The sequence below is a fragment of the Aliivibrio sp. SR45-2 genome, from assembly GCF_963890165.1.
GTDB lineage: Bacteria > Pseudomonadota > Gammaproteobacteria > Enterobacterales > Vibrionaceae > Aliivibrio > Aliivibrio salmonicida.
This window is the reverse complement of sequence record NZ_CAWPRC010000158.1, coordinates 16521-39910: the sequence shown is the minus strand read 5'-3', so window position 1 is coordinate 39910 and position 23390 is coordinate 16521. Positions and strand designations below refer to the sequence as shown.

The 23390-nt window shown below is 39.4% G+C and carries 23 protein-coding genes and 1 pseudogene; 11 read left to right on the top strand and 13 right to left on the bottom strand.

The window, feature by feature from the left end:
- The 3 genes from AACV33_RS11905 to AACV33_RS11895 form a co-directional block, all read left to right on the top strand.
- Positions 1-704, top strand: a 704-nt coding sequence (locus tag AACV33_RS11905) for a tripartite tricarboxylate transporter substrate binding protein (protein ID WP_182700265.1), incomplete at its 5' end; no start/stop codon positions are given.
- Between the two features lie 135 nt (positions 705-839).
- Positions 840-1340, top strand: a complete 501-nt coding sequence (locus AACV33_RS11900; protein WP_017022136.1) for a tripartite tricarboxylate transporter TctB family protein — start codon at positions 840-842, stop codon at positions 1338-1340.
- A gap of 16 nt (positions 1341-1356) precedes the next feature.
- Positions 1357-2883: a tripartite tricarboxylate transporter permease gene (locus tag AACV33_RS11895; protein ID WP_182700264.1), complete on the top strand. Its 1527-nt coding sequence runs from the start codon at positions 1357-1359 to the stop codon at positions 2881-2883.
- Positions 2884-2944: 61 nt separating this feature from the next.
- Here AACV33_RS11895 and AACV33_RS11890 read toward each other — a convergent pair whose 3' ends face one another.
- The 3 genes from AACV33_RS11890 to AACV33_RS11880 all read right to left on the bottom strand — a co-directional run bounded on the left by AACV33_RS11890 (position 2945) and on the right by AACV33_RS11880 (position 5374).
- On the bottom strand, positions 2945-3601 hold the full coding sequence (locus tag AACV33_RS11890; RefSeq protein ID WP_017022138.1) for a helix-turn-helix transcriptional regulator: 657 nt from the start codon (positions 3599-3601) through the stop codon (positions 2945-2947).
- 91 nt (positions 3602-3692) lie between these two features.
- A complete protein-coding gene (locus AACV33_RS11885; protein ID WP_023603856.1) occupies positions 3693-4967 on the bottom strand; it encodes an L-cysteine desulfidase family protein in 1275 nt (424 codons plus the stop codon).
- Between the two features lie 26 nt (positions 4968-4993).
- Positions 4994-5374, bottom strand: a complete 381-nt coding sequence (locus tag AACV33_RS11880; RefSeq protein ID WP_023603857.1) for a RidA family protein — start codon at positions 5372-5374, stop codon at positions 4994-4996.
- A gap of 249 nt (positions 5375-5623) precedes the next feature.
- On the opposite strand from AACV33_RS11880, the gene AACV33_RS11875 reads away from it, so the two are divergent.
- The 3 genes from AACV33_RS11875 to AACV33_RS11865 all read left to right on the top strand — a co-directional run bounded on the left by AACV33_RS11875 (position 5624) and on the right by AACV33_RS11865 (position 8050).
- Positions 5624-6370, top strand: a complete 747-nt coding sequence (locus AACV33_RS11875) for an AzlC family ABC transporter permease (protein ID WP_017022140.1) — start codon at positions 5624-5626, stop codon at positions 6368-6370.
- A complete protein-coding gene (locus AACV33_RS11870; RefSeq protein WP_182700263.1) occupies positions 6370-6708 on the top strand; it encodes an AzlD domain-containing protein in 339 nt (112 codons plus the stop codon). Before AACV33_RS11875 ends, AACV33_RS11870 begins: the two co-directional genes overlap by 1 nt.
- A gap of 145 nt (positions 6709-6853) precedes the next feature.
- A complete protein-coding gene (locus AACV33_RS11865; protein ID WP_017022142.1) occupies positions 6854-8050 on the top strand; it encodes a DEAD/DEAH box helicase in 1197 nt (398 codons plus the stop codon).
- 95 nt (positions 8051-8145) lie between these two features.
- Here the strand turns inward: AACV33_RS11865 and AACV33_RS11860 are convergent, their stop codons facing one another.
- The 4 genes from AACV33_RS11860 to AACV33_RS11845 are packed head-to-tail and all read right to left on the bottom strand — an operon-like array spanning position 8146 to position 11862.
- Positions 8146-9027, bottom strand: coding sequence for a patatin-like phospholipase family protein (locus AACV33_RS11860; RefSeq protein WP_182700262.1), 882 nt, complete (start codon positions 9025-9027; stop codon positions 8146-8148).
- Positions 9028-9069: 42 nt separating this feature from the next.
- Positions 9070-9540 (bottom strand): Cys-tRNA(Pro) deacylase, encoded by a 471-nt coding sequence (ybaK, locus tag AACV33_RS11855; RefSeq protein WP_017022144.1) that lies wholly within the window; start codon positions 9538-9540, stop codon positions 9070-9072.
- Positions 9541-9550: 10 nt separating this feature from the next.
- Positions 9551-10225, bottom strand: coding sequence for a response regulator (locus AACV33_RS11850; RefSeq protein WP_017022145.1), 675 nt, complete (start codon positions 10223-10225; stop codon positions 9551-9553).
- Positions 10226-10251: 26 nt separating this feature from the next.
- A complete protein-coding gene (locus AACV33_RS11845; protein WP_182700261.1) occupies positions 10252-11862 on the bottom strand; it encodes an ATP-binding protein in 1611 nt (536 codons plus the stop codon).
- Positions 11863-12081: 219 nt separating this feature from the next.
- Here AACV33_RS11845 and AACV33_RS11840 point away from each other — a divergent pair, with 219 nt between their 5' ends.
- Together AACV33_RS11840 and AACV33_RS11835 are read left to right on the top strand one after the other, a co-directional pair.
- Positions 12082-13836: a formate--tetrahydrofolate ligase gene (locus tag AACV33_RS11840; protein WP_182700260.1), complete on the top strand. Its 1755-nt coding sequence runs from the start codon at positions 12082-12084 to the stop codon at positions 13834-13836.
- 103 nt (positions 13837-13939) lie between these two features.
- Positions 13940-14440 carry a YfbU family protein gene (locus AACV33_RS11835; protein WP_182700259.1) on the top strand — a complete coding sequence of 167 codons (501 nt, stop codon included), beginning with the start codon at positions 13940-13942 and terminating at the stop codon, positions 14438-14440.
- A 196-nt stretch (positions 14441-14636) separates the two neighbouring features.
- On the opposite strand, the pseudogene AACV33_RS11830 reads toward AACV33_RS11835, so the two are convergent.
- Positions 14637-15755: pseudogene (locus AACV33_RS11830) on the bottom strand (porin).
- Positions 15756-16253: 498 nt separating this feature from the next.
- Between AACV33_RS11830 and rlmA the strand changes: the two are divergent.
- Positions 16254-17063 (top strand): 23S rRNA (guanine(745)-N(1))-methyltransferase, encoded by an 810-nt coding sequence (rlmA, locus tag AACV33_RS11825; RefSeq protein ID WP_065610917.1) that lies wholly within the window; start codon positions 16254-16256, stop codon positions 17061-17063.
- Between the two features lie 245 nt (positions 17064-17308).
- Entirely contained in the window at positions 17309-17911 is a 603-nt protein-coding gene (locus tag AACV33_RS11820; RefSeq protein ID WP_182700258.1) for an outer membrane beta-barrel protein, read from the top strand.
- Here the strand turns inward: AACV33_RS11820 and clcA are convergent.
- A complete protein-coding gene (gene clcA, locus AACV33_RS11815) occupies positions 17908-19308 on the bottom strand; it encodes a H(+)/Cl(-) exchange transporter ClcA (RefSeq protein ID WP_017022151.1) in 1401 nt (466 codons plus the stop codon). The genes AACV33_RS11820 and clcA overlap by 4 nt on opposite strands.
- Before the next feature lie 452 nt (positions 19309-19760).
- On the bottom strand, positions 19761-20702 hold the full coding sequence (lpxM, locus tag AACV33_RS11810; RefSeq protein WP_012550696.1) for a lauroyl-Kdo(2)-lipid IV(A) myristoyltransferase: 942 nt from the start codon (positions 20700-20702) through the stop codon (positions 19761-19763).
- Positions 20703-20779: 77 nt separating this feature from the next.
- Here lpxM and AACV33_RS11805 point away from each other — a divergent pair, with 77 nt between their 5' ends.
- Positions 20780-21205 (top strand): HIT domain-containing protein, encoded by a 426-nt coding sequence (locus AACV33_RS11805; RefSeq protein ID WP_012550695.1) that lies wholly within the window; start codon positions 20780-20782, stop codon positions 21203-21205.
- Between the two features lie 49 nt (positions 21206-21254).
- Here AACV33_RS11805 and AACV33_RS11800 read toward each other — a convergent pair whose 3' ends face one another.
- The 3 genes from AACV33_RS11800 to AACV33_RS11790 all read right to left on the bottom strand — a co-directional run bounded on the left by AACV33_RS11800 (position 21255) and on the right by AACV33_RS11790 (position 23290).
- The gene (locus AACV33_RS11800) at positions 21255-22388 is read right to left on the bottom strand and encodes a GGDEF domain-containing protein (protein WP_023603865.1); all 1134 of its coding nucleotides are present in this window, start codon (positions 22386-22388) and stop codon (positions 21255-21257) included.
- A gap of 106 nt (positions 22389-22494) precedes the next feature.
- Positions 22495-22752, bottom strand: coding sequence for a YfcL family protein (locus AACV33_RS11795; protein WP_012550693.1), 258 nt, complete (start codon positions 22750-22752; stop codon positions 22495-22497).
- Positions 22753-22759: 7 nt separating this feature from the next.
- A complete protein-coding gene (locus AACV33_RS11790) occupies positions 22760-23290 on the bottom strand; it encodes an elongation factor P hydroxylase (RefSeq protein WP_182700257.1) in 531 nt (176 codons plus the stop codon).
- Positions 23291-23390 lie beyond the last annotated feature (100 nt).

Below are 23390 nucleotides of genomic sequence, written 5' to 3'. Positions count from 1 at the left end.
TAATGGTGAACTCAACGCCTATCGTGATCCGATCGTTAAGTGGTATTTTCCCACAATCATTCCGAGATCTAACTCCGATTGCTGCCACTATCGCCGATTACGGTGCTATCGTGGTAAATAAAGAGTCAAAATACACCAGTTGGGAGCAAGTCGTTGCTGATTTTAAGACAGACCCTCGCTCAGTAAAAATTGCAGGCGGTTCAGCTCGCGGCAGTATGGATCATCTTGTCATAGCGGCCGCATTTAAAGGGGAAGGGTTTGATCCAAGAAAGGTACGCTACATTGCTTATGATGCCGGCGGAAAAGCCATGGCCGCTCTACTTTCTGGCGAAACGCCTCTTCTATCAACAGGTTTAGGTGAAGTTCTAGAAATGTCGAAAAGCGGTCAAGTCCGTATTCTTGCGATTACCGCCCCTAAACGTTTAAAAAGCGCACCAAACATTCCAACACTGACCGAATACGGTAATGATACGGTTTTTGCTAACTGGCGTGGCTTCTTTGCCGCACCCGGTACACCTCAAGCAAAAATTGATGAATATACCGAAGTCTTTAGCAAGATGTATGAAACAGAACAATGGGCCGTTGTTAGAGATCGTAATGGTTGGATTGATAACTTCAAAGCAGATAAAGAATTCTATGCCTTTCTTGAGAACCAAGAAAAGATCATGGGTGACCTAATGCGTGAACTTGGCTTTTTAAAATAACCTTTCAGTGGCCTTGGACAGTTAATGACTCCCCCGGATATGGCTCATTAATCCTGCTTGTAACCTAGGAATTTTACCCTATAAGAGGTTCCTTGCTCTGTACTTTCAGGCCGCTTTTTTATTTCTTTTCACCGAATGAATTCATGGAGAGAGCTCATGTCGTACTCTAGATCTTCTCTATTATGCAGAGATCGCGTTGGCGCGATTATCTTCTTATTAGTTTGCCTTTGTTATGGTTACCAAACCAGTTTAATCGCTCTTTTCCCTGGCGATGAATACGAACCTTTCACAGCAAGAACCTTACCTTACATACTCACATTCGCAGGTATTTTCTTATCATTACTATTAATTATCTCCGCTCAACCCGATGAAAAAAGTGGCGCTGTTTTAGGATTTAATTGGAAGCTACTTTGTGGGTTTTTGATCCTGATGGTGCTGTATGGCATTGGTCTAACTTGGCTTGGGTTTGTGCTAGCAACCAGCTTGTTCTTATTAGCCGGATTCTACTTATTAGGCGAACGACGTAAACCTATTTTATTTGGGGCTTCGTTTCCTTTTGTTACTGGATTCTGGCTACTTCTTACCAAAGGTTTAGATATCTATCTTGAACCTGGTTATCTTTTTCTTGCTTGGTAAACCCTAGGACTTAATTATGTTAGATGGAATTTTAGCAGGCTTATCCACCGCAATAATGCCAACCAATTTAATGATGGTAATGATCGGCTGTTTTGTCGGTACCTTTATTGGAATGTTACCGGGGCTTGGGCCAATTTCAGCCATTGCACTTATGATCCCAATCAGCTACGGATTAGACCCTGCATCAGGCATGATCTTAATGGCTGGTGTCTATTATGGTGCGGTTTTTGGTGGCTCAACCTCCTCAATCCTTATCAATGCACCGGGTTGTTCATCAACTGTTGTCACCGCTTTTGATGGCTATCCGATGGCACAAAAAGGTCAAGCAGGTAAAGCCCTTGCGCTAGCCGCTTACTCCTCTTTTACGGGTGGCACTCTGTCAGCCATTATGCTGCTCATTGCAGCGCCTGCTTTAGCAAAAGTATCATTAAGCTTTCAATCCTCCGACTACTTTGCCTTAATGCTGGTTGGCCTTTCTGCTGTTGCTGCATTCGCAGGTAATGGGCAAGTAATAAAAGCATGGATGATGACAATATTAGGCTTGATGCTTTCAACCGTTGGGATTGATAAAGGCATTGGGGTTGAACGATTCACCTTTGGTTTAACGGATTTAATGGACGGGTTCAGTTTCCTATTACTTGCTATGGCAACCTTTGCTTTAGGTGAAACGTTAATGGGGATTTTGAAACCAGAACAAGACACTCATGGCGATGAACAGCATAAAATGTCAGATCTTGGCAGCATGAAAATAACGAAAGAAGAATTCAAAGAAGTCGCCCCGGTTGCCATTCGATCGTCTATCTTAGGCTTCTTTACAGGCGTATTACCCGGTGCTGGTGCAACTATTGCCGCATTCTTAAGCTATGGCATGGAGCGAAATTTAGCACCAAAAGATAAACGAGATGAGTTTGGTAAAGGCAGTATTCGCGGGTTGGTTGCTCCAGAATCAGCAAACAATGCGGCATCTAGCGGGTCATTTGTTCCACTATTAACCCTTGGCATTCCAGGTTCAGGCACGACGGCCATCATGCTTGGTGCGTTAATCGCTTATGGTATTCAGCCAGGCCCAAGACTGTTTGTTGATCACCCTGATATTTTCTGGTCGGTTATTATCTCAATGTATTTTGGTAATATCGTATTAGTTATCCTTAACTTACCGCTTATTCCTTATATTTCTAAATTATTAGCGGTGCCAAGAACCGTATTATTGCCTATGGTGTTATTCTTCTCTATTACAGGTGTCTATTTAGTCTCCTTTAATACCGTCGATGTCTTCATTATGATCTTTATCGCAATGGTAGCGATAGCACTTCGGCTTGCCAATTTTCCTCTCGCCCCCTTATTGCTCGGTTTTATATTAGGCGGGATGATGGAAGAGAATCTACGCCGATCTTTAATGCTCAGTGATGGAGAACTTAGCTTTCTATGGGAACGACCAATCACCTTTAGTTTCACCGTTATTGCTGTTTTGGTTGTGCTGTGTCCGATACTCATCAGTTTACTAAAAAAGATCCGTATCAAAAAAACACCTATTAGCAACTAATCACCCATAAAAAAGGCTCATACGATGAGCCTTTTTTATTGCCGATAGAAACGCTTTATTATCACTCAATATGTGCGGATTTAATTTCGCGCAGATAACGATAAACCGTATGAATTGATATTTCTAATTTTTCAGCCACGGCAGGTATACTGTCTTTTAAATCAAACACACCAAGATCGTGTAAACGAAAGACGATTTCTCTGCTTTTCTTCGATGCCGAAATGTCAGGATCATTGATAACTTTATGTCGAATGCTCTCAATCGAACTTTGCATCATTTCTTCATTATTACGAGCAAATGTTTCAGGAGAAGCGTGATTGTCCTGAACAGGAAACGCTTCAGGCAGCAAAGAACGGATAACAGACTGAAAAGAAGCGTCGATATTAGAGTTAATACACAACAATCCAATCGCTTCATTCTTAGGGTTTCGGATTACCGTAGTAATAGAGCGTAACGCTTTACCGTCTGGAGATTTAGTTAAATACGAATCCGATACATCATGACCATCATTTAACTTCATTAATGCTAGATTGGTAATTGGAGCACCAACGGTTCGTCCAGTTATATGCCCATTTGCAATTTTTATAATTGAAGCATCTCGAACATCTAAACTGTGTAACAATACTTCAGTATGTTCTCCATACATTGCAGCAATGCCATCAACGACATTTTTCATGGCTTCAAGAATATCAAAATCACTTTGGGTTAACTCATTCACGTCCTACATCCTATTGAACAAAAACCACCAATTAATAGTGGCTTTTCAATTACATCAACAATACAGCGATCAATGCTTACATTAACTCTGCTTATGCCGACATTATATCGATAATCATCGCGTCTGTCGCACCCATGCCATTTGTCACTAGCAGGCCAACATTACGAATGCTCTTTTCTACATCATGAGCAACAATACCTTGATCGTGCGCTTCGGTCGAGTTCATTGCCAGCATCGCCCCATTAATAGCACTGCTTGTCGACGTTTTCACCTTCATTGCACAGGTTGACTTAGCACCATCACACACCATTCCAGTGCAATCACACAACACATTTTGTATGGCGTAACACGATTGCTCATAATTACCCCCCGCTAAATACACCATTGCCATTGACGCTGCAGCACTGGTTACCGTATTACCACAAAAAGCAGAAAGAGGAGGATAGAAAGACTTAATATAAATGGCAGCTAAATGACTTAGGATCAAACCACGGGCAAGCTGCTCTTCACTTGATTTACAATGTTCGGCCATTAATACCACTGGTAATGTTGCGGCAATGCCTTGATTACCACTACCAAAATTGCTCATCGCTGGTAGCGTCGCGCCGCCCATTCGAGCATCAGAGGCTGAGGCCGTTCTCATGATAATATTGTTGGCTAAATCTTGAGACATAAAACCATTTTTAATGCTTTTTTCAATGGTTCTACCGACTTGCAAACCATATTCATTCAATAAACCTTCATCTGACAATTTACGGTTTAGATCAGAAGAGGCGAGAATAAACTTAATTTCATCGAAATCAGCATGCATAGCAAAGTCATAGATACCTTCAATACTAATATCAACGCCATCACAAATAGATCCCGTCGATACCGTTGCACTCTTATCTTGAGTGAACACCACTTTATCATTGAGTGTTTTCTTGATTATCTGTGTATGGCCGCCACTGATCTCAACTTTAGCAATATCATTACCCGCGTGAAGCTCGACATGACAATAGATAAATTCATCGCTATTAATACGGCTAACACTGATTTTACCTGCATCAATTAACGTTTGAGCATTATCGACTTGCTCTTGAGTTATTGCCGCTAATACTTCTAGTTCAGCGAGAGGGTCCCCACCAATAGCACCAACAGCGGCAGCAATAGGCAAACCGATTTTTCCTGTTCCTGGCACAAACACACCCATTGAGTTCTTATATAAATTATCAGATACATGAACGATAATTTTCTCAGGGGTTGTTGTTACCATATCAGCCGCTACTGCTGCTGCATAGGCCGCTGCAATTGGTTCTGTACAGCCTAAAGCAGGTTTAACGACAGCGTTAATAATTGCTTTATATTGTTGCCATTGCTGTTTCATGGGGATCCCTCAATTCTGTTTAACGATTACTCACAATGAGCAATGGCTTCAATTTCTACTTTGACACCTAACGGTAAATCTTTAACGGCAAAACAACTGCGTGCAGGGCATTCTGTTTGAAAATACTCTGCGTACACTTTATTAAACTCAGCAAAGTCAGTAATGTCGGATAAATAGCATGTCGTTTTTAAAACAGTATTCAAAGTGCCACCACCCGCTTCTATAACCGCTTTTAAATTCTCTAGCGATTGACGAGATTGTTCAGAAATACCGCCATCAACAACTCCGCCTTTTTCTTTACATACTGGTAGTTGACCAGAAGTAAAAATAAGACCACCAAATGTGTTGCCATGTGAATATGGACCAATGGCGTCTGGAGCACAGTTTGCTGTAATTACTTTTGTCATTTATTTGCCTTTCATCTTTATTGTGGATGAACCAGATAATACCAACAGCAAAAATATTTGCAATAATAAATGCAAATATTTTTTAATTATATATATTTAACTCGTAATTACAGGTATTTGGTGACATTTATTTGCAATCAAAACCATATTTGCATATTTTTTTTAATTTTATGCTTGAGTGTGGAATTACGACAGCATACAATTGCAAAATAATTTGCAAAATAAACATTTTAATTTTTAGGTGTAATTATGAATAAATTATCTATCCGAATGGGACTTAAAGCAATTTTTCCGCTATGTATCGGTGCCTTTCCTTTCTCTTTTATTGTTGGTGCCATTAGTATCAATGCGGGAATGTCCGTTACTGAAAGCACCTTATGGTCTTTCACTGTTTTTGCGGGCTCCGCTCAAATGGTTGCATTAGGTTTAATTCAATCTTCAGCCAGTGTTCTTGTCATTATGCTTACCACTTTTGTGATTAACCTTCGCCATCTTCTTTATAGCGCATCAATGTCCGAATACATGAAAGAGTACTCGCTACCAATGCGAGCTTTAATGGCCTTTGGATTAACCGATGAAGTCTATGCATCAACGATTGATGAGATGAAACTGAATAAAAAAGATCGTCATCAGTTTTATTTAGCCGCCATGATTGGTTTTTGGGTTAACTGGGTGGTCGCAAACTTTTTAGGGGCGTTAATTGGCTCGTCATTTCCTGAAATTGCTAACTATGGTTTAGATTTCGCAATGGTTGCAGCCTTCATTGCAATCGTCATCCCTCAAGTTAAAAATCGTGAATGTATTGTTGCTGCGGTCGTGGCAACCGTCACTGGTATTTTACTGTCCGGTTTGCCTTATTCTCTAGGTTTAGTGATTGCCGCTGTGGTTGGTGTCTATGCTGGCTATCGAATGGATTTATCTACTGAAGCAATGGAAAAAGAAGCTCAACATTCAGACACTCTTGAACTCCCTAATACCGAAAAAGGACTTGTATAATGGAACATATTCACTTCGATACATTCATTACAATTACTGCGGTTATGGTTGCAGCAACGTTTCTTATACGCTTTTCCATTATAGGAATGGCTGGCAGTTTTAAAATGTCTGCTCGCTTTAAAAAAACATTGCGCTTTGTTCCGGTCACGGTGCTTCCAGCCATTATTGCCGTCTCTATTTTAGGGTCAGGTGCGCACATGGAATTTAACTTACATAACCCAAAAGTACTGGCTGCCATTGTTTGTACTCTCGTTAGTTTACGGTTCAATCTTATTTGGGTTGTTCTCAGCGGTATTGGCTCTCTGATCTTATTTCAGCATGTCTTTTGTATTTGCTAATGCATAACAACGTAATATAAAGCCATATCAAAAATAAGTATGGCTTTCTCTTCCTCTCTTCATGCTACAATCCTTTCCTAATTTGCTCTCTGTTTATCGCTTTTGCTTTAAACTGTTTTTATTCTTCATATACCTGAGATTTCACATGCCATTTTCTAACCTTGGATTAAGTAATCCAATTTTAAAAGCCATTAATGAACTAGGCTACAAAGCCCCAACGCCAATTCAAGAAAAGGCGATTCCTGTTGCTCTAACAGGAAAAAACCTGATCGCAGCGGCACAAACTGGTACAGGTAAAACCGCAAGTTTTGTATTACCAATCTTGCAAATGTTAAGTGAAGAACAAACGAAAGTTCGAGCAAAACGTATTCGTGCATTGATCTTAACGCCAACACGCGAACTTGCCGTTCAAGTTGAAGATAACATCAGTAAGTACAGCAAGCATTTAGATCTTACGTCACTCGCTATGTATGGTGGTGTTGATTATAAAGAGCAGAAACAACGCTTAATTGAAGGGGTTGATATTCTGGTTGCAACGCCTGGTCGTTTGCTTGATATGTACACTCAACGTGCTGTGCATTTTGACGAAGTTGATATTCTCGTACTCGACGAAGCCGATAGAATGCTAGACATGGGCTTTATCGAAGACATCAATAAAATCATTGAACGTTTACCGTTAGAGCGCCAAAACTTATTGTTCTCAGCAACCCTGTCAGAACAAGTTCGTGCATTGGCAAGAACAGCAATCAATAATCCAATTGAAATTACCATTGAGCGTAACAGTAACGCTGAGCCTAAAATTGACCAATGGTTAATTACGGTTGATAAAGACAAAAAATCGGCGCTAATCAGTCACCTAATTAAAGAAAACGATTGGGATCAAGCGTTGATCTTCATCGAAACAAAACACGGTGCAGCGAAACTGGTAGGTCAACTTGAAAAACGCGGCATTACCGCTGAAGCGTTCCACAGTGGTCGTAGCCAAGATGCTCGCTCAAAAGTATTGAATGACTTTAAAGAAGGTCGTTTGAAGTATTTAGTCGCGACAGGGATTGCGGCTCGTGGTATTGATATCGATGAATTGACTCGAGTCATTAACTACGATTTACCGTTCCCTGCTGAAGATTATGTTCACCGTATTGGTCGTACAGGCCGTGCTGGTTCATCTGGTGAAGCGATTTCATTTGTATCTCGAGATGATTTTAAGAACTTGTGTATGATTGAAAAACGTCTGGGTCACTTAATTGTCCGTAAAGAAATTGAAGGATTCGTCCCTAATAAAGACGTACCAATTTCAATTTTGAACTTTAAACCGACAAGAAAACCAGCACCAAAATTTTAAGTACTATTTCTGTGTAACTCATTTATTCACTTAATGAGTGACAAAAAAACGCCCATTTCTATCATAAAGAAATGGGCGTTTTTCATTCAAATTACCTACAACAAATGCTTTAGTACTTCTTCTGTTTTTTGATAGCCTAAATCGATCATTTCCGCAGTACGTTCAAACTCAAAAGTACCACACGCATCACGTGCTATTTCCACCGTAATATCGGGCGGATAAGCAGCTAACTTCTGTCTCGCTATCGTACTTTGCATTGCATCAAACGCTTGATTTGCGATGTCATACATACCTAAATCAATTCTTGATGTTTTCGCTGTTAATGACCCAAAATAATCACTCACTTTACGATGAAAAGACGTATCGCCTTCAGATTCCGCCTCAGATATATCTATTTGTTTATCGGCAAAGTCATCAATTTGATGTGTCATTTCACCCGCAAGATTCACCGCTAATGTAAGATCAGAATGATCACCAAACGTCGGGGCAATAGGGACTGGGTTTAATACCCCACCATCAATTAACGTTCTGTCATTGAGTTCAATTGGCATTAAATACAGAGGCAATGAAATTGAAGCCCGCATTGCTTGAAGAAGCGGCCCTTTTTGTAACCACACTTCTTTTTCATTACTGATGTCTGCCGCAACTGCCGTGTATGGGATAGACAAATCTTCAATATTTAAGTCCCCTAAAAGATGACCCAGACGATTCATCACTTTATCGCCTTTTATTAAGCCGCCCTTACCCCAATTAAAATCCATTAGAGAAACAATATCTAGCTTTGTCACTGTTCGCATCCACGCTTCAAACTCATCGAGTTTTCCTGCAGCATAGAAGCCACCAATAACCGTACCAATCGAGCAACCAGAAACAGAAACAATAGTAAAATCATGTTCCTCTAGCCAACGGATTACGCCAATATGAGCAAGACCTCTTGCACCACCACTGCCTAATACTAAAGAAACTGTTTTACCCATTACACTCTTCCTTTATGAGGTTAATTCTGTATCAGTAACGTCTTATTCTGACGTAATATCGGCAAATTGAGCGACCAATGTATGTTGTAAATCTTGTGGCGACAACCCAATATCAAGTCCTCTTTTTCCACCACTCACGTACATGGTTTTAAATTCTTCAGCACTGATATCAATCACCGTTTTCAAACGCTTCTTTTGACCAAGAGGACTCACTCCTCCCATCACATAACCACTGCTTTTTTGTACTAATGCTGGATCCGCCATTTTGGCTTTTTTGCCTTTAACGGCTTTAGCAATTAATTTCATGCTTAATTGCTTTGCCACTGGAATAATGCCAACAACCAGATCTTTTTCATCCACTTGTACAACCAGCGTTTTAAACACCTCTTCATGAGGTAAACCCAACTTTTCAGCCGCTTCAAGTCCATAAGCTTGCGCTTTAGGATCATGATGATACTCAAGCACCTGATGATCTATTTTTAATTTCTTTAATAATTTTGTTGCTGGGGTCATGTTGCCCTCTTTAATGCTTAAAGTAAGTTCTCTCTGGTCGCCCCACACTGCCATAAGACAGATCAGCACTCAACTCTCCAGAGCTAATCAAATATTCGAGATAACGACGCGCTGTTGTTCTGCTTGCACCAAAGAGTTCCCCCGCCTGATCTGCGGTTAATTTAGTTTTACTCTCAAAAAGACGTCGTACCTTTTCTAAAGTTACTCCATCAATTCCTTTTGGTAAACGAGTAACTTGCGATGCGGCCCCAGAATGTAGCATCGCATCCACCATGGATTGATCAATATCAAGCCGAGCAGTCAGTTGTTTCTTTTGGCTCAAATACTTATTTATGGACTCTTCTAATCGGCTAAAGATGACCGGTTTTAGCAAATAATCAATCACACCACCACGCATGGCTTCTTGTAATGTATTTACGTCTCTGTCTGCGGTAATTAAAATGACGTCTGGAGAGTTTTCTTTTTGGCGTAGTTCACGCAAAATATCCAACCCATTGCCATCAGGTAAATAAATATCGAGTAACACCATATCTGGGTTCAACACATCAAACAAGGTATCGGCTTCTTCTTTACTTGCGGCAATACCGATCACCTCAACCGCGTCTATTTTATCTAAATTACGACGATGTATCTCCGCAATAGCAATGTCATCTTCGACAATAACGATGGTTACTTTACTGCTCACTCAATATCCTTATTTCATTCTTTTTATCATGACGACTTTTTAAGCCATTCTTTTGGTAAATAGATGGTCATCACTGTACCTACGTCCGTTTCACTGTGTACCGTGAACTCACCTCGATAGTGATCAACAAGTTGCTGAATTAAATGCAGTCCAACACCTCTTCCCTGATCTGATTTGGTAGAAATGCCTCTTTTAGTCAGTTGCTTTAACGTTAGCGATTCTGGTAACCCACAGCCTCTATCTTCCACCTCAATGATCAACTCTTGACCAAAATCAGTCACACTCACTACGATGGGATATGTGCTCTGCTTTGCCACACTTAACGTAGCATCAAAGGCATTATCGATAAGGTTACCAATAATCGTGACCAAATCTTCTGCACGAATATGCTCAGGTAATAAGCCTAACTGTGTCCCTTCTTCTATTTCGAGTTGTAAACCAAGCTCTCTTGCTCGTTCACTTTTTCCTAAAAGCACCCCCGCAATCATTGGTTCTGAAATACTCTCTCTTAAGAATTCAATTAACTTTTGATAGCGAAGGCTTTCTTGACCAATTATCTGTTGAACTTCTTCAATGCGATCAAGTTGGATTAACCCACTAATGGTATTTAATTTATTACGATGTTCGTGCGTTTGTGAGCGCAGTAAATCTGCGTATTGCTTCACTTGAGACAGCTGAATCGTTAACTCACTGATTTCGTCTTTACGCCTAAAACTCGATACCGCGCCAATGACTTCGCCATCCATTTGAATCAATTCACGGTTCGCTATTACCGCTTGTCCGTTCAACAATAATTCGATGTCATGCTCTGATTTATGTGTCACTAATAATTTGGTGAGGTCACTGTCTGGTAATACGTCGGAAAAAGGTCGATTCAGAGAGCGTTTAGGGTCAATACCTAAAATCTCACACGCACTGTTATTGATTGAACGTAATTTACCACTCGCATCAATACTTAATACGCCCTCTCGTAACGTAGAGAGGGTGACTTGTTGTTCTTTATACAAACGCCCAAACGCTTCTGGCTCAAAGCCAAAAATCGACTTTTGAAAGCGACGTGCAATGTAATTGGCAATAATGGCATTCGCAAAAATAACAAGCACCGCCATCCCTAAGAAGAAAAATAAAAAATGAGATACTTTACTGTCTATGGTCGTCAATAAATAACCGACAGACACCACCCCAATAATCTCACCAGAGTCATCTAGGATCGGTGTTTTACCCCGAACTGATTTACCTAGCGATCCCTTAGCATAAGAAATATAAGAATGACCAAACAGCAAAGCTTGCTGATTGTCCCCCCCTTGCATTGCTTTACCTATACGTTCCTTTATTGGATGAGCGATACGTATGCCTTTCTCATTACCAACAACAATAAATGCCGCACCAATGGATGAGCGAAGACGCTCTATTTTTTCTGCAATAATTTCAGGATCATTATTTTTAACGGCTAATATTACGTGAGGAGATTGAGATAGAAACGTCGCAATACCGAGCGCCTTTTCACCACTGTCTTGAGATTCCCAATGCTTTACATAAAAGAAGGCACACACAGATAAAATAAATAACTTCCCTATCCCTGAAATTGTCATTACTGATAGTAAACGACGTCGGAAACTTAAATCACGCCAAGACATTACTTCATCATTCCTTGATAATAAAACTGACAATAAATCGTATCACACGCTGTTAACCTATTCTTAAACCTTGTTCATACTCTTTGATCACAGCTTATAAATATTTCCATCAATTCCACATTATTTTTAGGTAATTCATTCTGTCTCCCCCTATTTATGTGGTATAAAACAGGCGCTTCTTTTCTGGTGTTTAACTCTTTCCTAAAGGTTCCCGTTATTATGAAAAGCGATATTGAGATCTGCCAAACTGCGACACTTATAAGAATGAAAACGATTGCGTCTAACTTAGGGCTGCATGATGATGACATTACGCCACAAGGTCGCTATAAAGCGAAAGTCAATATTGATGCCTTAAAACACCTTGAAGATAAACCAAGTGGAAAACTTATTTTGGTTACCGCAATCACTCCAACGCCTTTAGGGGAAGGAAAAACGGTAACAACCATAGGATTAGCACAAGGCTTAGCTAAATTAGGGGAATCCGTCAGTGCTTGTATTCGTCAACCCTCAATGGGTCCCGTTTTTGGGGTAAAAGGCGGTGCCGCGGGTGGTGGTTATAGCCAAGTCGCTCCTATGGAAGAATTAAACCTACATTTAACAGGTGATATCCATGCAATAACGGCCGCACATAACCTCGCTTCCGCCGCTATTGACGCACGTATTTATCACGAACAACGTTTGGGTTATGACATTTTTTCAGAAAATAATGATCTCCCCGCATTACGTATTGATCCAACCCAAGTGGTTTGGAAACGAGTGATGGACCATAATGACCGTGCTCTACGCATGGTGACCATCGGAAAGAATGAAGACAATAAAACCATTAATGGTTATGAACGCGAAGATGGTTTCGATATCACTGCCGCTTCAGAATTAATGGCCATTCTCGCTTTAGCCACTGACCTTCAAGATCTTCGTCAACGTATCGGTCGCATTGTTGTTGCTTACAACCTTGATGGACAGCCTATCACCACAGAAGACTTGCAAGTGGCTGGCGCAATGACAGTCACAATGAAATTCGCAATCAATCCAACGTTAATGCAAACACTTGAAGGCGTTCCAACGTTCGTTCATTCTGGGCCATTCGCAAACATCGCTCATGGTAACTCGTCGATTATTGCTGATAACATCGCCTTAAAATTGACCGATTATACCGTGACAGAAGGTGGTTTTGGTTCAGACATGGGCTTAGAAAAAGCATGTAATATCAAGACAACGGTTTCTAAAAAAGCGCCTGATTGTGCCGTGTTAGTGGCCACATTACGTGGAATAAAAGCAAATTCGGGATTGTTTCCTCTATCATCAGGTCAATCCTTACCTAAAGCACTCTTTGTACCAAACCAAGAGGCATTAATTGCAGGATTAGATAATTTACATTGGCACATCAAAAACTGTGCTAAATATGGGTTGCCTGTTGTTGTTGCCATAAATCGATTCCCTGAAGACACTCAAGAAGAGCTCGATTTCTTAGCTAATTGGGTTACGAGTCAGTCTTCTGAACTAAATGTTGATGTTGCCATTAGTGAAGCATTTGGAAAAGGAGGCGAAGGCACTCGCGAACTCGCCCAAAAAGTGCTCATCGCATGCGCACAAGAAACAGAGTTTACGCCACTTTATACTCCAGACATGAGTTTACTAGACAAATTAACCGCTGTAGCCATAAAAGGATATGGCGCTGAACGCCTTGAACTTTCAGAAAAAGCACAGCAACAACTCGCTATGTTTGAACAGTTAGGCTATCAACACTTATCAGTATGCATGGCAAAAACACCGGCATCGATATCGACTGATGGCAACATTAAAGGCGCTCCAACTGACTTTATTGTACCGATTCGTGAATTACGATTGTGTGCTGGTGCAGGCTTTGTGTATGCCTTATGTGGTAACGTGATGACAATGCCTGGCTTGCCTGAAAAACCCGCATTCATGAATTTAGATATTGATAGTAATGGAAATATCACAGGGCTAAGCTAAGATCACATTACTTAATGTAGATCATGTTCTATGTGTTACATTTACTGTTAATCTAGCTTCAACTTTTTATATAAATTTAAATAATAATTTTGAGGTTATCCTAATGGATATGACTAATGCTCAACGCTTGATCCTTTCAAACCAGTATTATCTGATGTCACAAATGGATCCAGAAAACGCGGAAAAATACCAACGCCAACAACTGATTGTTGAACGTGGTTATGAACTGCAAATTCGTGAATTAGACAAAGATTTTGGCAATATCTCTGAAACAGAATGTCGTGAAATTATCGACTTCATGGAGATGTACCATGCAATGCAAGAATCTTACAATATGCTGATCCCTGAATGCCAAGCAAAAGTAGATGCACGTCGTTTACAGTTTTTAGGTTTTGATATTGCGACTGAAGCACAGCAAGTAAACTATGTGCGTTTCCTTACAAACTCTGAAGGTCTATACCCTCAGTTTGATAAAGCGGATCATCATTTTAATAGTCAAATGCCTATGATGGACAAATATCGTCGTATGTTAACAACATGGCGCAACTGCCCACGTCAATACCATTTATGCTCTACTGAAATGGCGCAAATTTTTAACGCATAATCAGAACACAGTAACTCAATTCTAAATCCTCGCTCTTGCGGGGATTTTTTATATCCGATCTTCACTGAATATTATGCCCTTAAATAAAAAATCCTCGCTAACGAATTAGCGAGGATTTGAGTAGTCTAACCTGATTGATAATTAACTAAGAATCCACCCTTATAGATAAACAGCAATATCAATATTATTGGTCAGATTAGAATTCATAGCGAAGACCTAAGTGGTAGTAATCTTCTTCAGCGTCATTCCAGCTCATCACGTTAGTGCTCGCTGGTACTGCTTTGCCATTTTCACCGTTACGCATCACGTAACTTGTGTAGATAGAAGAACGAGCCGTTAAGTGGTATTGAACTTCAAAGGTAGTATCTTTGTATTCCGCTTCATCACCACCGCTGTTTTCTAATGAGCGGTAGCCCATGCGCGCTGTCCAATCATCATTGATGTTGTATACCGCTGTTAATTCATAGCTCTTATCTGTTGATTTGTCAGAGTACACACCTTCGATTTCATCTTGGTTATACATTGCAGCAAGCGTTAATTCATTCAGTTTGTATTGAAGACCCGCACCCCAGAATGTGTAATCACGATTAGCATTATTGCCCGTATCACTAGTACTGTTTGCTTGATATGCAACAACAGGCGCTAACGTACCAGCATCACCTAAATCAAATGTGTAACGACCTACCGCATTGTAAGAACCATCTTGATTTGATTCTGAGTTACCTAAAATGTAAGCAACTGACATATCAAAGGCACCAAAACTGTTTTGATATTGAATAGTGCCATCTTGACGGAATGTTTGTGCTGAAGAGTTATCAACTAATTCTAATTGACGACCTAAAACCACATCAGAAGCAGCGAATACATCGCCTAAATCAGAAAGCATAATGATGCCAGAAGCAACACGACCAAAGGTCACTTTACCCGCTTCAGAAGCGTCAATACCTGCCCATACGTAACGAGGTGACCAGTTTCCATCACCACGAGCTTCAGCCGCATTTACTTGATATTCAGCCCAACCAATAACAGACACTTTATCATTAACGACTTGAGAACCACCTAGACCGATACGTGCGTCAAAATTACCAACTGAATCGCCCTCTTCACCCATGCCTGCACGGTCAGTAATAATTCATGCAGAACAGCACGCAGTTGGTCAATCTTCACCCATGCCTGCACGGTCAGTAATGTTAAAACCTAAACGGCTATATACATCAATTGTCGAACCATCTTCTGCTGTGTATACCGTTGTTGCTGATGCAGAGCCAGCCATAAGTAATGCTGGTACCGCTAATGCTAAAAGTGTCTTTTTCATGTTATATACCCTATATTTTTGAACTTATATTGGTTTGGCGGTTCTATAAGTTGAACGCCTAACTCAAGAATTCTTGCAATCCATACATGTTTTGTCGAATCCGTTGACAGCAATCATGCAACATTAATTCGCTCTGCAAAATTAATAGGGTAAATAGTTTGAACGTGGTCAAAAACAAGTGACGTAAAAAAACATAAATCAAACATAAACAGTAAGATATAAAGATTGAATCATTTTTAAATTTAGACTTTTTTAACTTCATTTCGATCGAGATCACATATTAATGCGAGAGTCGAATAAAGTAGAGTGAGCCTGATCACTTAATTTTTATAACAAAAAAGGTCTTATTAGTTTCTATTAGCCGCTGTATTTGAAGTAAATCACATTATGAACGTTGAGATTCTAAGGTAATTATCGCTATAGAATATTTATCCGTGGCTCTTTTTATTCCGCCAATGAAGAAGTACACTTCGGCTAAACTAATTTTCAGGTGTTTCCATGTCTTATCAATGCCCTTTATGCCAGCACAAATTACACTTTACGCATAATCAATATCGCTGTGAAAATAATCATCAATTTGATAATGCAAAAGAAGGGTATGTGAATCTCATGCCTGCACATCATAAACGCTCGAAGAACCCGGGTGATAATAAAGAGATGATGCAAGCAAGACGTGCTTTTTTAGAAGCAGGACATTACCAGCCTATGCAACAGCTGGTTGCTGATTTTTGTCAAACCTACCTTACTGATGAATCATCTACCTTATTAGATATCGGTTGTGGTGAAGGTTATTACACTGCTGAAATTCAGAACCGCCTTGTAGAAAGACGCGCTCAAGTATTTGGACTAGACATATCAAAAGTAGCAATTAAATTTGCCGCAAAACGTTATCCAAACTGTCAATTTAGCGTGGCATCGAGCCATCGTTTGCCTTTCTCTGATCAAAGTTTAAATGGCATTGTTCGTATTTATGCGCCATGCAAAGCCGAAGAGTTACAGCGTACAATTAAAGACAAGGGTTATTTGTTTACTGTAACCCCTGCAAGTCATCACTTATTTGAGCTACGTGAAGAAGTTTATGGTGAAGTACGCTTACACGATGAAGCCGCTGAGGAAATTGAAGGCTTTGAATTAGTAAAAGAAGAGAAGCTTACTTATGATATGTCATTAACGGGTATTGAAGCATTACATTTACTGGATATGACGCCCTTTTCATGGAAAGCCACACCTGAATTTAAACATGATTTAGCAAATAAAACCTCGTTCATGTGTAAAGCTGATTTCATGATCAGAGCTTATAAAAAATAAACCCACCAACCAATCTCAAAAATAAGAAACGAAGATAACCTATTAATTTTAAATGGGTTATCTTTATAAAACACAATAAAAACAGCTTTGAACTTAACAATACTGCAACATCTGGAAAAACATAATCCCAAAAGGTCTAGACTAAAAGCATTAGATAAGACGTCCGTTTTAAAATAAAAATAACTAAGACGACTTATATGCTTAAAGCCAATACTTTTTGATGATTATCAATATGGATGGAGCCTATGAAATATGTATTTATATGCCTTATTTGCTTGTTCTCGACCAACAGCCTAGCAAAAATCGAGAGTATCTATTTATCTTCAGGGTTACAAAAGTCATCGTTAACTTTAAATGGCGCAGAAATTGATTTAGAAGATAGCTTGTTCATTAAAGCAGGTTATCCGTTCATGTTGGCCCCAAATTATTTTCTAATTCTTGAATTTGAATATAATAAAATAGGTAGCTTTGAACGAAATGTTTCTGACGGCCTTAATTATGAACGAACCAACGTCGATGCAAGCTCTTATGGCATCAACTTAAAATACCTTTCTTATCTTTTTGATTCTGATTTTTACTTAGCAAGCCTATTAAGTGCAAATAAGTACTCTCTGGATCTCATGATTGACTCTTTATCTCAAGAAACCACGAATGGCACAACACTCCAAACTACCATCAAAGGTGCAAAAGAATTCGATGAGTTCGGTTTATCTTATGGTGTAGAAATTGGTTACTCACTGCCATATTCGATGAATATAGCAGCAAGTTACACGATGGGACGTATGGTTGCAGATGGTATTGCAGTGGACTTCATTTCGAGTCAATTAATACTGAGTTATCTATTTTAATTACTTGCTGGGCTATTTTTATCAACCCTCAACTCTTTATCCTCAAGTAACGATTGTTTGAGTAATGCTGAATACAACGGTTGACCGCCTAAAGCTTGCGCAATAAAGGTCGCCCCTAGGCACGTCACTAATAATGGTAAAATTAGTTGATAATTATTTGTCATTTCAACAACGAGTATTATCCCCGTTACCGGAGCTCGAACTGTGGCAGCAAACAGTGCCCCCATACCTGCAATCGCGTAAACTCCGGGTTCTGAAACCCATTCAGGAAACCAAGCCGCCATCACGATGCCATAAGACAAACCTAATAAGGTACCTAGAGTTAGCATTGGGGCAAAAATCCCCCCCGGAGCACCAGATGCAAAACAAGCGACGGTAACAATAATTCTCAGAACAAAAAATCCAACCATTACCATCCACATCATTGGACTATGAAACATTTCGGTAATGATCTCCATCCCACTGCCTGACAGTTTAGGAACCACCAATTGTAAAAAAGCAAAAGTACCACCAAACATCGCACCAACAAGCACTAATCGTGATAATTTATTTTGATGATATTCTTTAACTCGACTTGTCCCTTTCAAAATCCACTTATTAAAGTTAACCCCAATCACCCCAAATAAAATACCCAAAACAGCAAATAAGATAAGAGATCGTAATGGAGGGACATCAAAGTGAGGTATATCCAAGAACGCGGCTTGTCCATGCAAAGAACGCATAACAATAGTGGCGACTGCTGTCGCTAATGTAACGCATTTAATCGACGTAATACTGTAGCGAAACTGCGGACGCATTTCTTCGACAACAAATAGGATACCAGCAAGAGGTGCATTAAATGCCGCAGCCAACCCAGCCGCCGCACCTGCTGCGGTTAAAATATGAGTTGTGTGACTAAAACGCTTACCTTTACTGGCAATCATTCGTCCAACGGCACCACCAATTTGAATAGATGGCCCTTCTCGACCCAGTACCATCCCGGATCCAATCGTTAATGTGCCAGCAATAAACTTAATCGGTAATACTCTATGCCACCGGATTTCATGCGTACCATCAAGTGCCCCTTCAATATGGGGAATACCACTGCCCGCCACTTCTGGTGCAAATTTAAACGTTAACCAAAAACCAACCGCAGCCATAGCCGCCCCGGCTAAAACAGCCGCAACCGGAGCAATATATTCAGCGTAAGGAAGCGTATGAACAAACGTTAAACGCTGCTCTGTTATCCAACGAATAGACTCTTCGAATAATGCAACTACAGAGCCGGTGATCCCCCCAACGAGTGCCGATAAAAAAAGCAATGAAAAATATTCAGTTTGAGTTGTTAAGAATTTCGGTGTGGTACGGTGTTTTAACAGACCGCCTTGAAAAAAGCGGAAATTGGGTGATTTAGGCATTTATTTGGTCAACTTAGCGCTAAACGGCATTTTTATTTGAACAGAGAACACGTGGAACTAAAGAGGTATAATGTAATAAGAAGTATACGCTTTGAGAAAAGATAGACCCTAGCCATTTGTTAAAACTTAGATTGATTAAATGATTAAGATCTCTTTTTTAACAAAAATATTGAATTTAACCAGATACAAACTGTCCCCCTATCAAAGAGTCATCTCTCACAGAATAAATTCAACTTGAAATCAAATACTTAGATAAAATTAAAACATGATAATCTATTTTTTATCTTGTGTTTTATTCTACACAACTATTGACTTTATAAACACACAAATAATTAACAATAAGAATACGCTATCAATAAGAGCACTATTATTAACAATTTATAGCAATAAAAAGCCCGCTTAGTGTTTCCACTAAACGGGCTATAAACGATATCAACCTCATTCTCTATTATTTAATAGAGACGACTGCCATCTGGTCGAGAACGCAATAAATTAAGCACCCACATATATTGCTCAGGATGCCCTTCAAGTAATTGTTCAATCGCAATATTCATTGACCGAGCGTCTGTTTCTTCATCACCTGCTGGGAAATCGGCAATCGCAGGTAAGGTAATAATTTCAAATTGACCCGTTTCTGCATTATATGATGGCAACATTGGAACCACTTTCGCTTTAGACAAACGCGCCAATTTACCAAAGCCTTTAAGCGTTGCTTTTTGCGTACCGAAAAAAGGAACAAAAACACTGTTTTGTGGCCCATGATCTTCATCTGGAAGGTAATACGCTAAGTACCCTTCTTTAATCGCTTTAATCAATGGTTTTATTCCAGCGCTACGTGCGTAAATCTTCCCGCCATATTGCATACGCTGAACATGCATTAACCAATCAGTGATTGGGTTTTTCTGTGGTTTCATCATCGTAGTCACATGGTAGCCACGCGATGCAAGTAAAATAGCAGGGAAATCGATAGCCCAAGCATGAGGGGCTAAAATAATAATATTCTCTTTTTGTTCAAGTAAAGGAAATAAATTTTCTCCACCAACAAAAATACCACGCGCTTCATTATGCTTACGACTACGAACAAGCAGCTCAGAAAGACCAAGCATAACTTGAGCTCCCGTAATGTATGTTTTTTCTAACAATTCTTGTTTTTCTTGCTCAGATTTTTCAGGAAAACACGTCGCAATATTCAACTTCGCTCGTTTAATACCACTGCTTGGTTTCTTTAAAACTAATTTAACGATTTTAGCGGCAAGTTTATCGCGCAATCGAAAAGGAACAAACGCTAAAATAATACCAAAACCAACAGCTAACCACGTAGGCCAATATCTAGGATGAAGGAATGCCCATTGAAAAGTTGGGTTATATACATTTTTATCGATTTTTTCGCTCATGAATCGCTTCACTTATTCTTTATTATGAACTGATTATGATATAACAAAGCATTACTGATAGAAACCAAGGAAATGGAATGGCTTTTCAATTACATCCACGTTTACAGCAAGATTGCGTCCTTTTAGGGGATCTTCCACTATGCCAAGTTTTATTAATAAAAGAAGACATTGGTCCTTGGCTTATTTTAGTTCCTCGTATAAATGATCTGAAAGAAATTCACCACATGACTCCAGAACAACAAGGTCAGTTTATTCAAGAGTCGAGCGCTGTCGCACAACTTTTAGAAGATAATTTTTCTCCAGACAAAATTAACCTAGGCGCATTAGGTAATTTAGTTCCTCAATTGCATATTCACCATATTGCTCGTTTTACGACTGATGTTGCATGGCCTGGGCCTGTATGGGGGAATACAACGGGAACCATTAGAGAGCAATCATCTCAAACTAAGTTAGTGGATTTACTTAGAGATAAATTAATTTCTTTAGGTACATTTAAGCGCTAATGTAAAGAAAAGACCTAGCCAATCATTAATGCATTAACTAGGTCTTCAATTATTTATTATTTACCATTCGAGTGACATTCAACTCATCTCTTGGCATTAACTCAAAGTGATGCTGACGGGTTTCATGACAAATTTGTTTCGCTTGATACATTTTATTATCCGCAGCAATAATCAATTTATCCATGCTCAATTTAGCCCCCGGATACAGCGATGCCCCGCCAATACTTAACGTAACAGGATGCTCTGAGCTTTTATCAAACAATTCAATTAAACGTAAGCATAAATTCTTTGCTTCTTCGATTTTAGTGTTCGGTAACACGATACAAAATTCATCGCCGCCATAACGGGATACAAAATCCATCTTTCGTATAATTTGCGTTGCCGATTGAGCAAAACCAACTAAGACGTCATCCCCCGCTTTATGTCCATGAGTATCATTCACTTCTTTAAAGAAATTGATATCAATATAAAGTAAAGTCAGGTGTTGTTGGCAACGCTCTGTAATATTAAAACTTTTCTCAAGTAATTCATAAAATGCACGTTGATTATATAATCCAGTCAATGCATCTTTCATCGATAAGTCCGTCAGCTCTGCCGTGCGTTTTGCCACCACGTTTTCTAAATTATGAGCGTACAATTCAAGCTGTTGATTTGCAGATTCAACTTCAATTTGCAAACTGGCAATATAAGTATCAAACACCAGCTGATTATCAAAATAGAATAACTTTCTTAATGATAGTGTGATGTCTTGAGAGGATTGATTATAAAGGTGGGCTTGTTCTGCAATAACTTCTTCAATCAGTAACTGAAGTTGATTAATACCAGAAAGGTAAAGCTTTGGACTGACACCAATACGATGGTGAATTTTACCAATTCTTAACCGTTTATCGACATACGCTTGGTCATACAGGCCACTGAATAACTCTAACGTGTACTTAGCCATACTGACATGCAGACGAGATAACGTTTCTTTATCTCCGATCACTAAAGAAATTTCAGGCAATTGCGTTTGAGCCACATAAAATCGAGCAACAATAGCATCGACAAAAGGTTCTACCCATTTTAAACAATGCTTTAGCGTATCCGCATCTTCATCGATAAAATTAAGCAGTACCTTTCGTCGTTCAATTTCGTGGTCATTGATGCGCATCTGTTCAGACAACGTCTGTTGTAGTTGCTGCATTTATATCTCCAACGTATAAAATAAATAAAATTTAATTATGTAAATTATACGTTATTGATATAAATGTTTGTGTAGGGTACGTAAGATTAACCTTAAAAAATTAAGGTTAATTGCGTAAAAGATCCCATAAATCAGCAACAATGATTCTGTCTGCTGGAGATAACTCAGATTTTGCGGCTTCTAAACTGTCATTAATATGCTGTTTTAATACATCAAGATCACTAACGCCCTGCTCTTCACATTTCGCTACTGACAGGGAAATATGCCCACGTAAATACCCACCAGCAAATAACTCATCATCTGATGCAGTTTCAATACGAGCATCAATTAATTCAAGCAGTTTTTCTTCAAATTCAATGATCATTTCTTTCCTATTGGACAATAAATTGTTCTTTAGTTAATGGGGCGGTTTGGTAAAAGTCACGTAACGCAGTAGATAACATCTCAACTCGCGGTGGTAAACCGTCATCTAAAACAGACATCACTTCATTATGCACTTTAGCCATGAATGCTAAACGATCTGGTTCAAAATCGCCATTTAAGTTGTCACAACTGACATTAAATTTTAACCCTGCACTCAATGATAAAATCCACTCATAAGCTTGAGGACGAATTTCTACTTTTTCAAATTCAGCTTGTACTTTTTCAGTACGCCCATCAGGCTCATACCAATAGCCAAAATCTTCAAGTAAACGTCGTTCATGGCCTGCAACACACCAATGAGCAATCTCATGCATACCAGAGGCATAAAACCCTCTTGCAAAGATAATACGATGAGAATCATGTTCCTCATCTGCTGGCAAATAAATAGGTTCATCCCCCCCCAATTCTAACTTGGTATTAAATGAATCTAAAAAGGTGGCGTTAAACACTGCAATCAAATCTTTGTATTGGTGAGACATAAAACAGACTTAGCAATAATAAATAGACGAGTATTTTACTCTATCAATCCCAAAAGAGACACGTAGATGAATAATTTTTATCTTCTCTTTAAAAATTATT

Excerpts from the sequence above, each read along its gene's own strand:
- AACV33_RS11795 (WP_012550693.1), bottom strand. The coding sequence starts at position 22,752 with ATGATCATTGAATTTGAAGAAAAACTGCTTGAATTAATTGATGCTCGT.
- rlmA (WP_065610917.1), top strand. The coding sequence starts at position 16,254 with ATGTCTTATCAATGCCCTTTATGCCAGCACAAATTACACTTTACGCAT.
- AACV33_RS11835 (WP_182700259.1), top strand. The coding sequence starts at position 13,940 with ATGGATATGACTAATGCTCAACGCTTGATCCTTTCAAACCAGTATTAT.
- AACV33_RS11885 (WP_023603856.1), bottom strand. The coding sequence starts at position 4,967 with ATGAAACAGCAATGGCAACAATATAAAGCAATTATTAACGCTGTCGTT.
- AACV33_RS11900 (WP_017022136.1), top strand. The coding sequence starts at position 840 with ATGAATTCATGGAGAGAGCTCATGTCGTACTCTAGATCTTCTCTATTA.
- AACV33_RS11820 (WP_182700258.1), top strand. The coding sequence starts at position 17,309 with ATGAAATATGTATTTATATGCCTTATTTGCTTGTTCTCGACCAACAGC.
- AACV33_RS11865 (WP_017022142.1), top strand. The coding sequence starts at position 6,854 with ATGCCATTTTCTAACCTTGGATTAAGTAATCCAATTTTAAAAGCCATT.
- AACV33_RS11845 (WP_182700261.1), bottom strand. The coding sequence starts at position 11,862 with ATGTCTTGGCGTGATTTAAGTTTCCGACGTCGTTTACTATCAGTAATG.
- AACV33_RS11870 (WP_182700263.1), top strand. The coding sequence starts at position 6,370 with ATGGAACATATTCACTTCGATACATTCATTACAATTACTGCGGTTATG.
- lpxM (WP_012550696.1), bottom strand. The coding sequence starts at position 20,702 with ATGAGCGAAAAAATCGATAAAAATGTATATAACCCAACTTTTCAATGG.
- AACV33_RS11840 (WP_182700260.1), top strand. The coding sequence starts at position 12,082 with ATGAAAAGCGATATTGAGATCTGCCAAACTGCGACACTTATAAGAATG.
- AACV33_RS11880 (WP_023603857.1), bottom strand. The coding sequence starts at position 5,374 with ATGACAAAAGTAATTACAGCAAACTGTGCTCCAGACGCCATTGGTCCA.
- ybaK (WP_017022144.1), bottom strand. The coding sequence starts at position 9,540 with ATGACCCCAGCAACAAAATTATTAAAGAAATTAAAAATAGATCATCAG.
- AACV33_RS11895 (WP_182700264.1), top strand. The coding sequence starts at position 1,357 with ATGTTAGATGGAATTTTAGCAGGCTTATCCACCGCAATAATGCCAACC.
- AACV33_RS11805 (WP_012550695.1), top strand. The coding sequence starts at position 20,780 with ATGGCTTTTCAATTACATCCACGTTTACAGCAAGATTGCGTCCTTTTA.
- AACV33_RS11790 (WP_182700257.1), bottom strand. The coding sequence starts at position 23,290 with ATGTCTCACCAATACAAAGATTTGATTGCAGTGTTTAACGCCACCTTT.
- AACV33_RS11875 (WP_017022140.1), top strand. The coding sequence starts at position 5,624 with ATGAATAAATTATCTATCCGAATGGGACTTAAAGCAATTTTTCCGCTA.
- AACV33_RS11800 (WP_023603865.1), bottom strand. The coding sequence starts at position 22,388 with ATGCAGCAACTACAACAGACGTTGTCTGAACAGATGCGCATCAATGAC.
- clcA (WP_017022151.1), bottom strand. The coding sequence starts at position 19,308 with ATGCCTAAATCACCCAATTTCCGCTTTTTTCAAGGCGGTCTGTTAAAA.
- AACV33_RS11860 (WP_182700262.1), bottom strand. The coding sequence starts at position 9,027 with ATGGGTAAAACAGTTTCTTTAGTATTAGGCAGTGGTGGTGCAAGAGGT.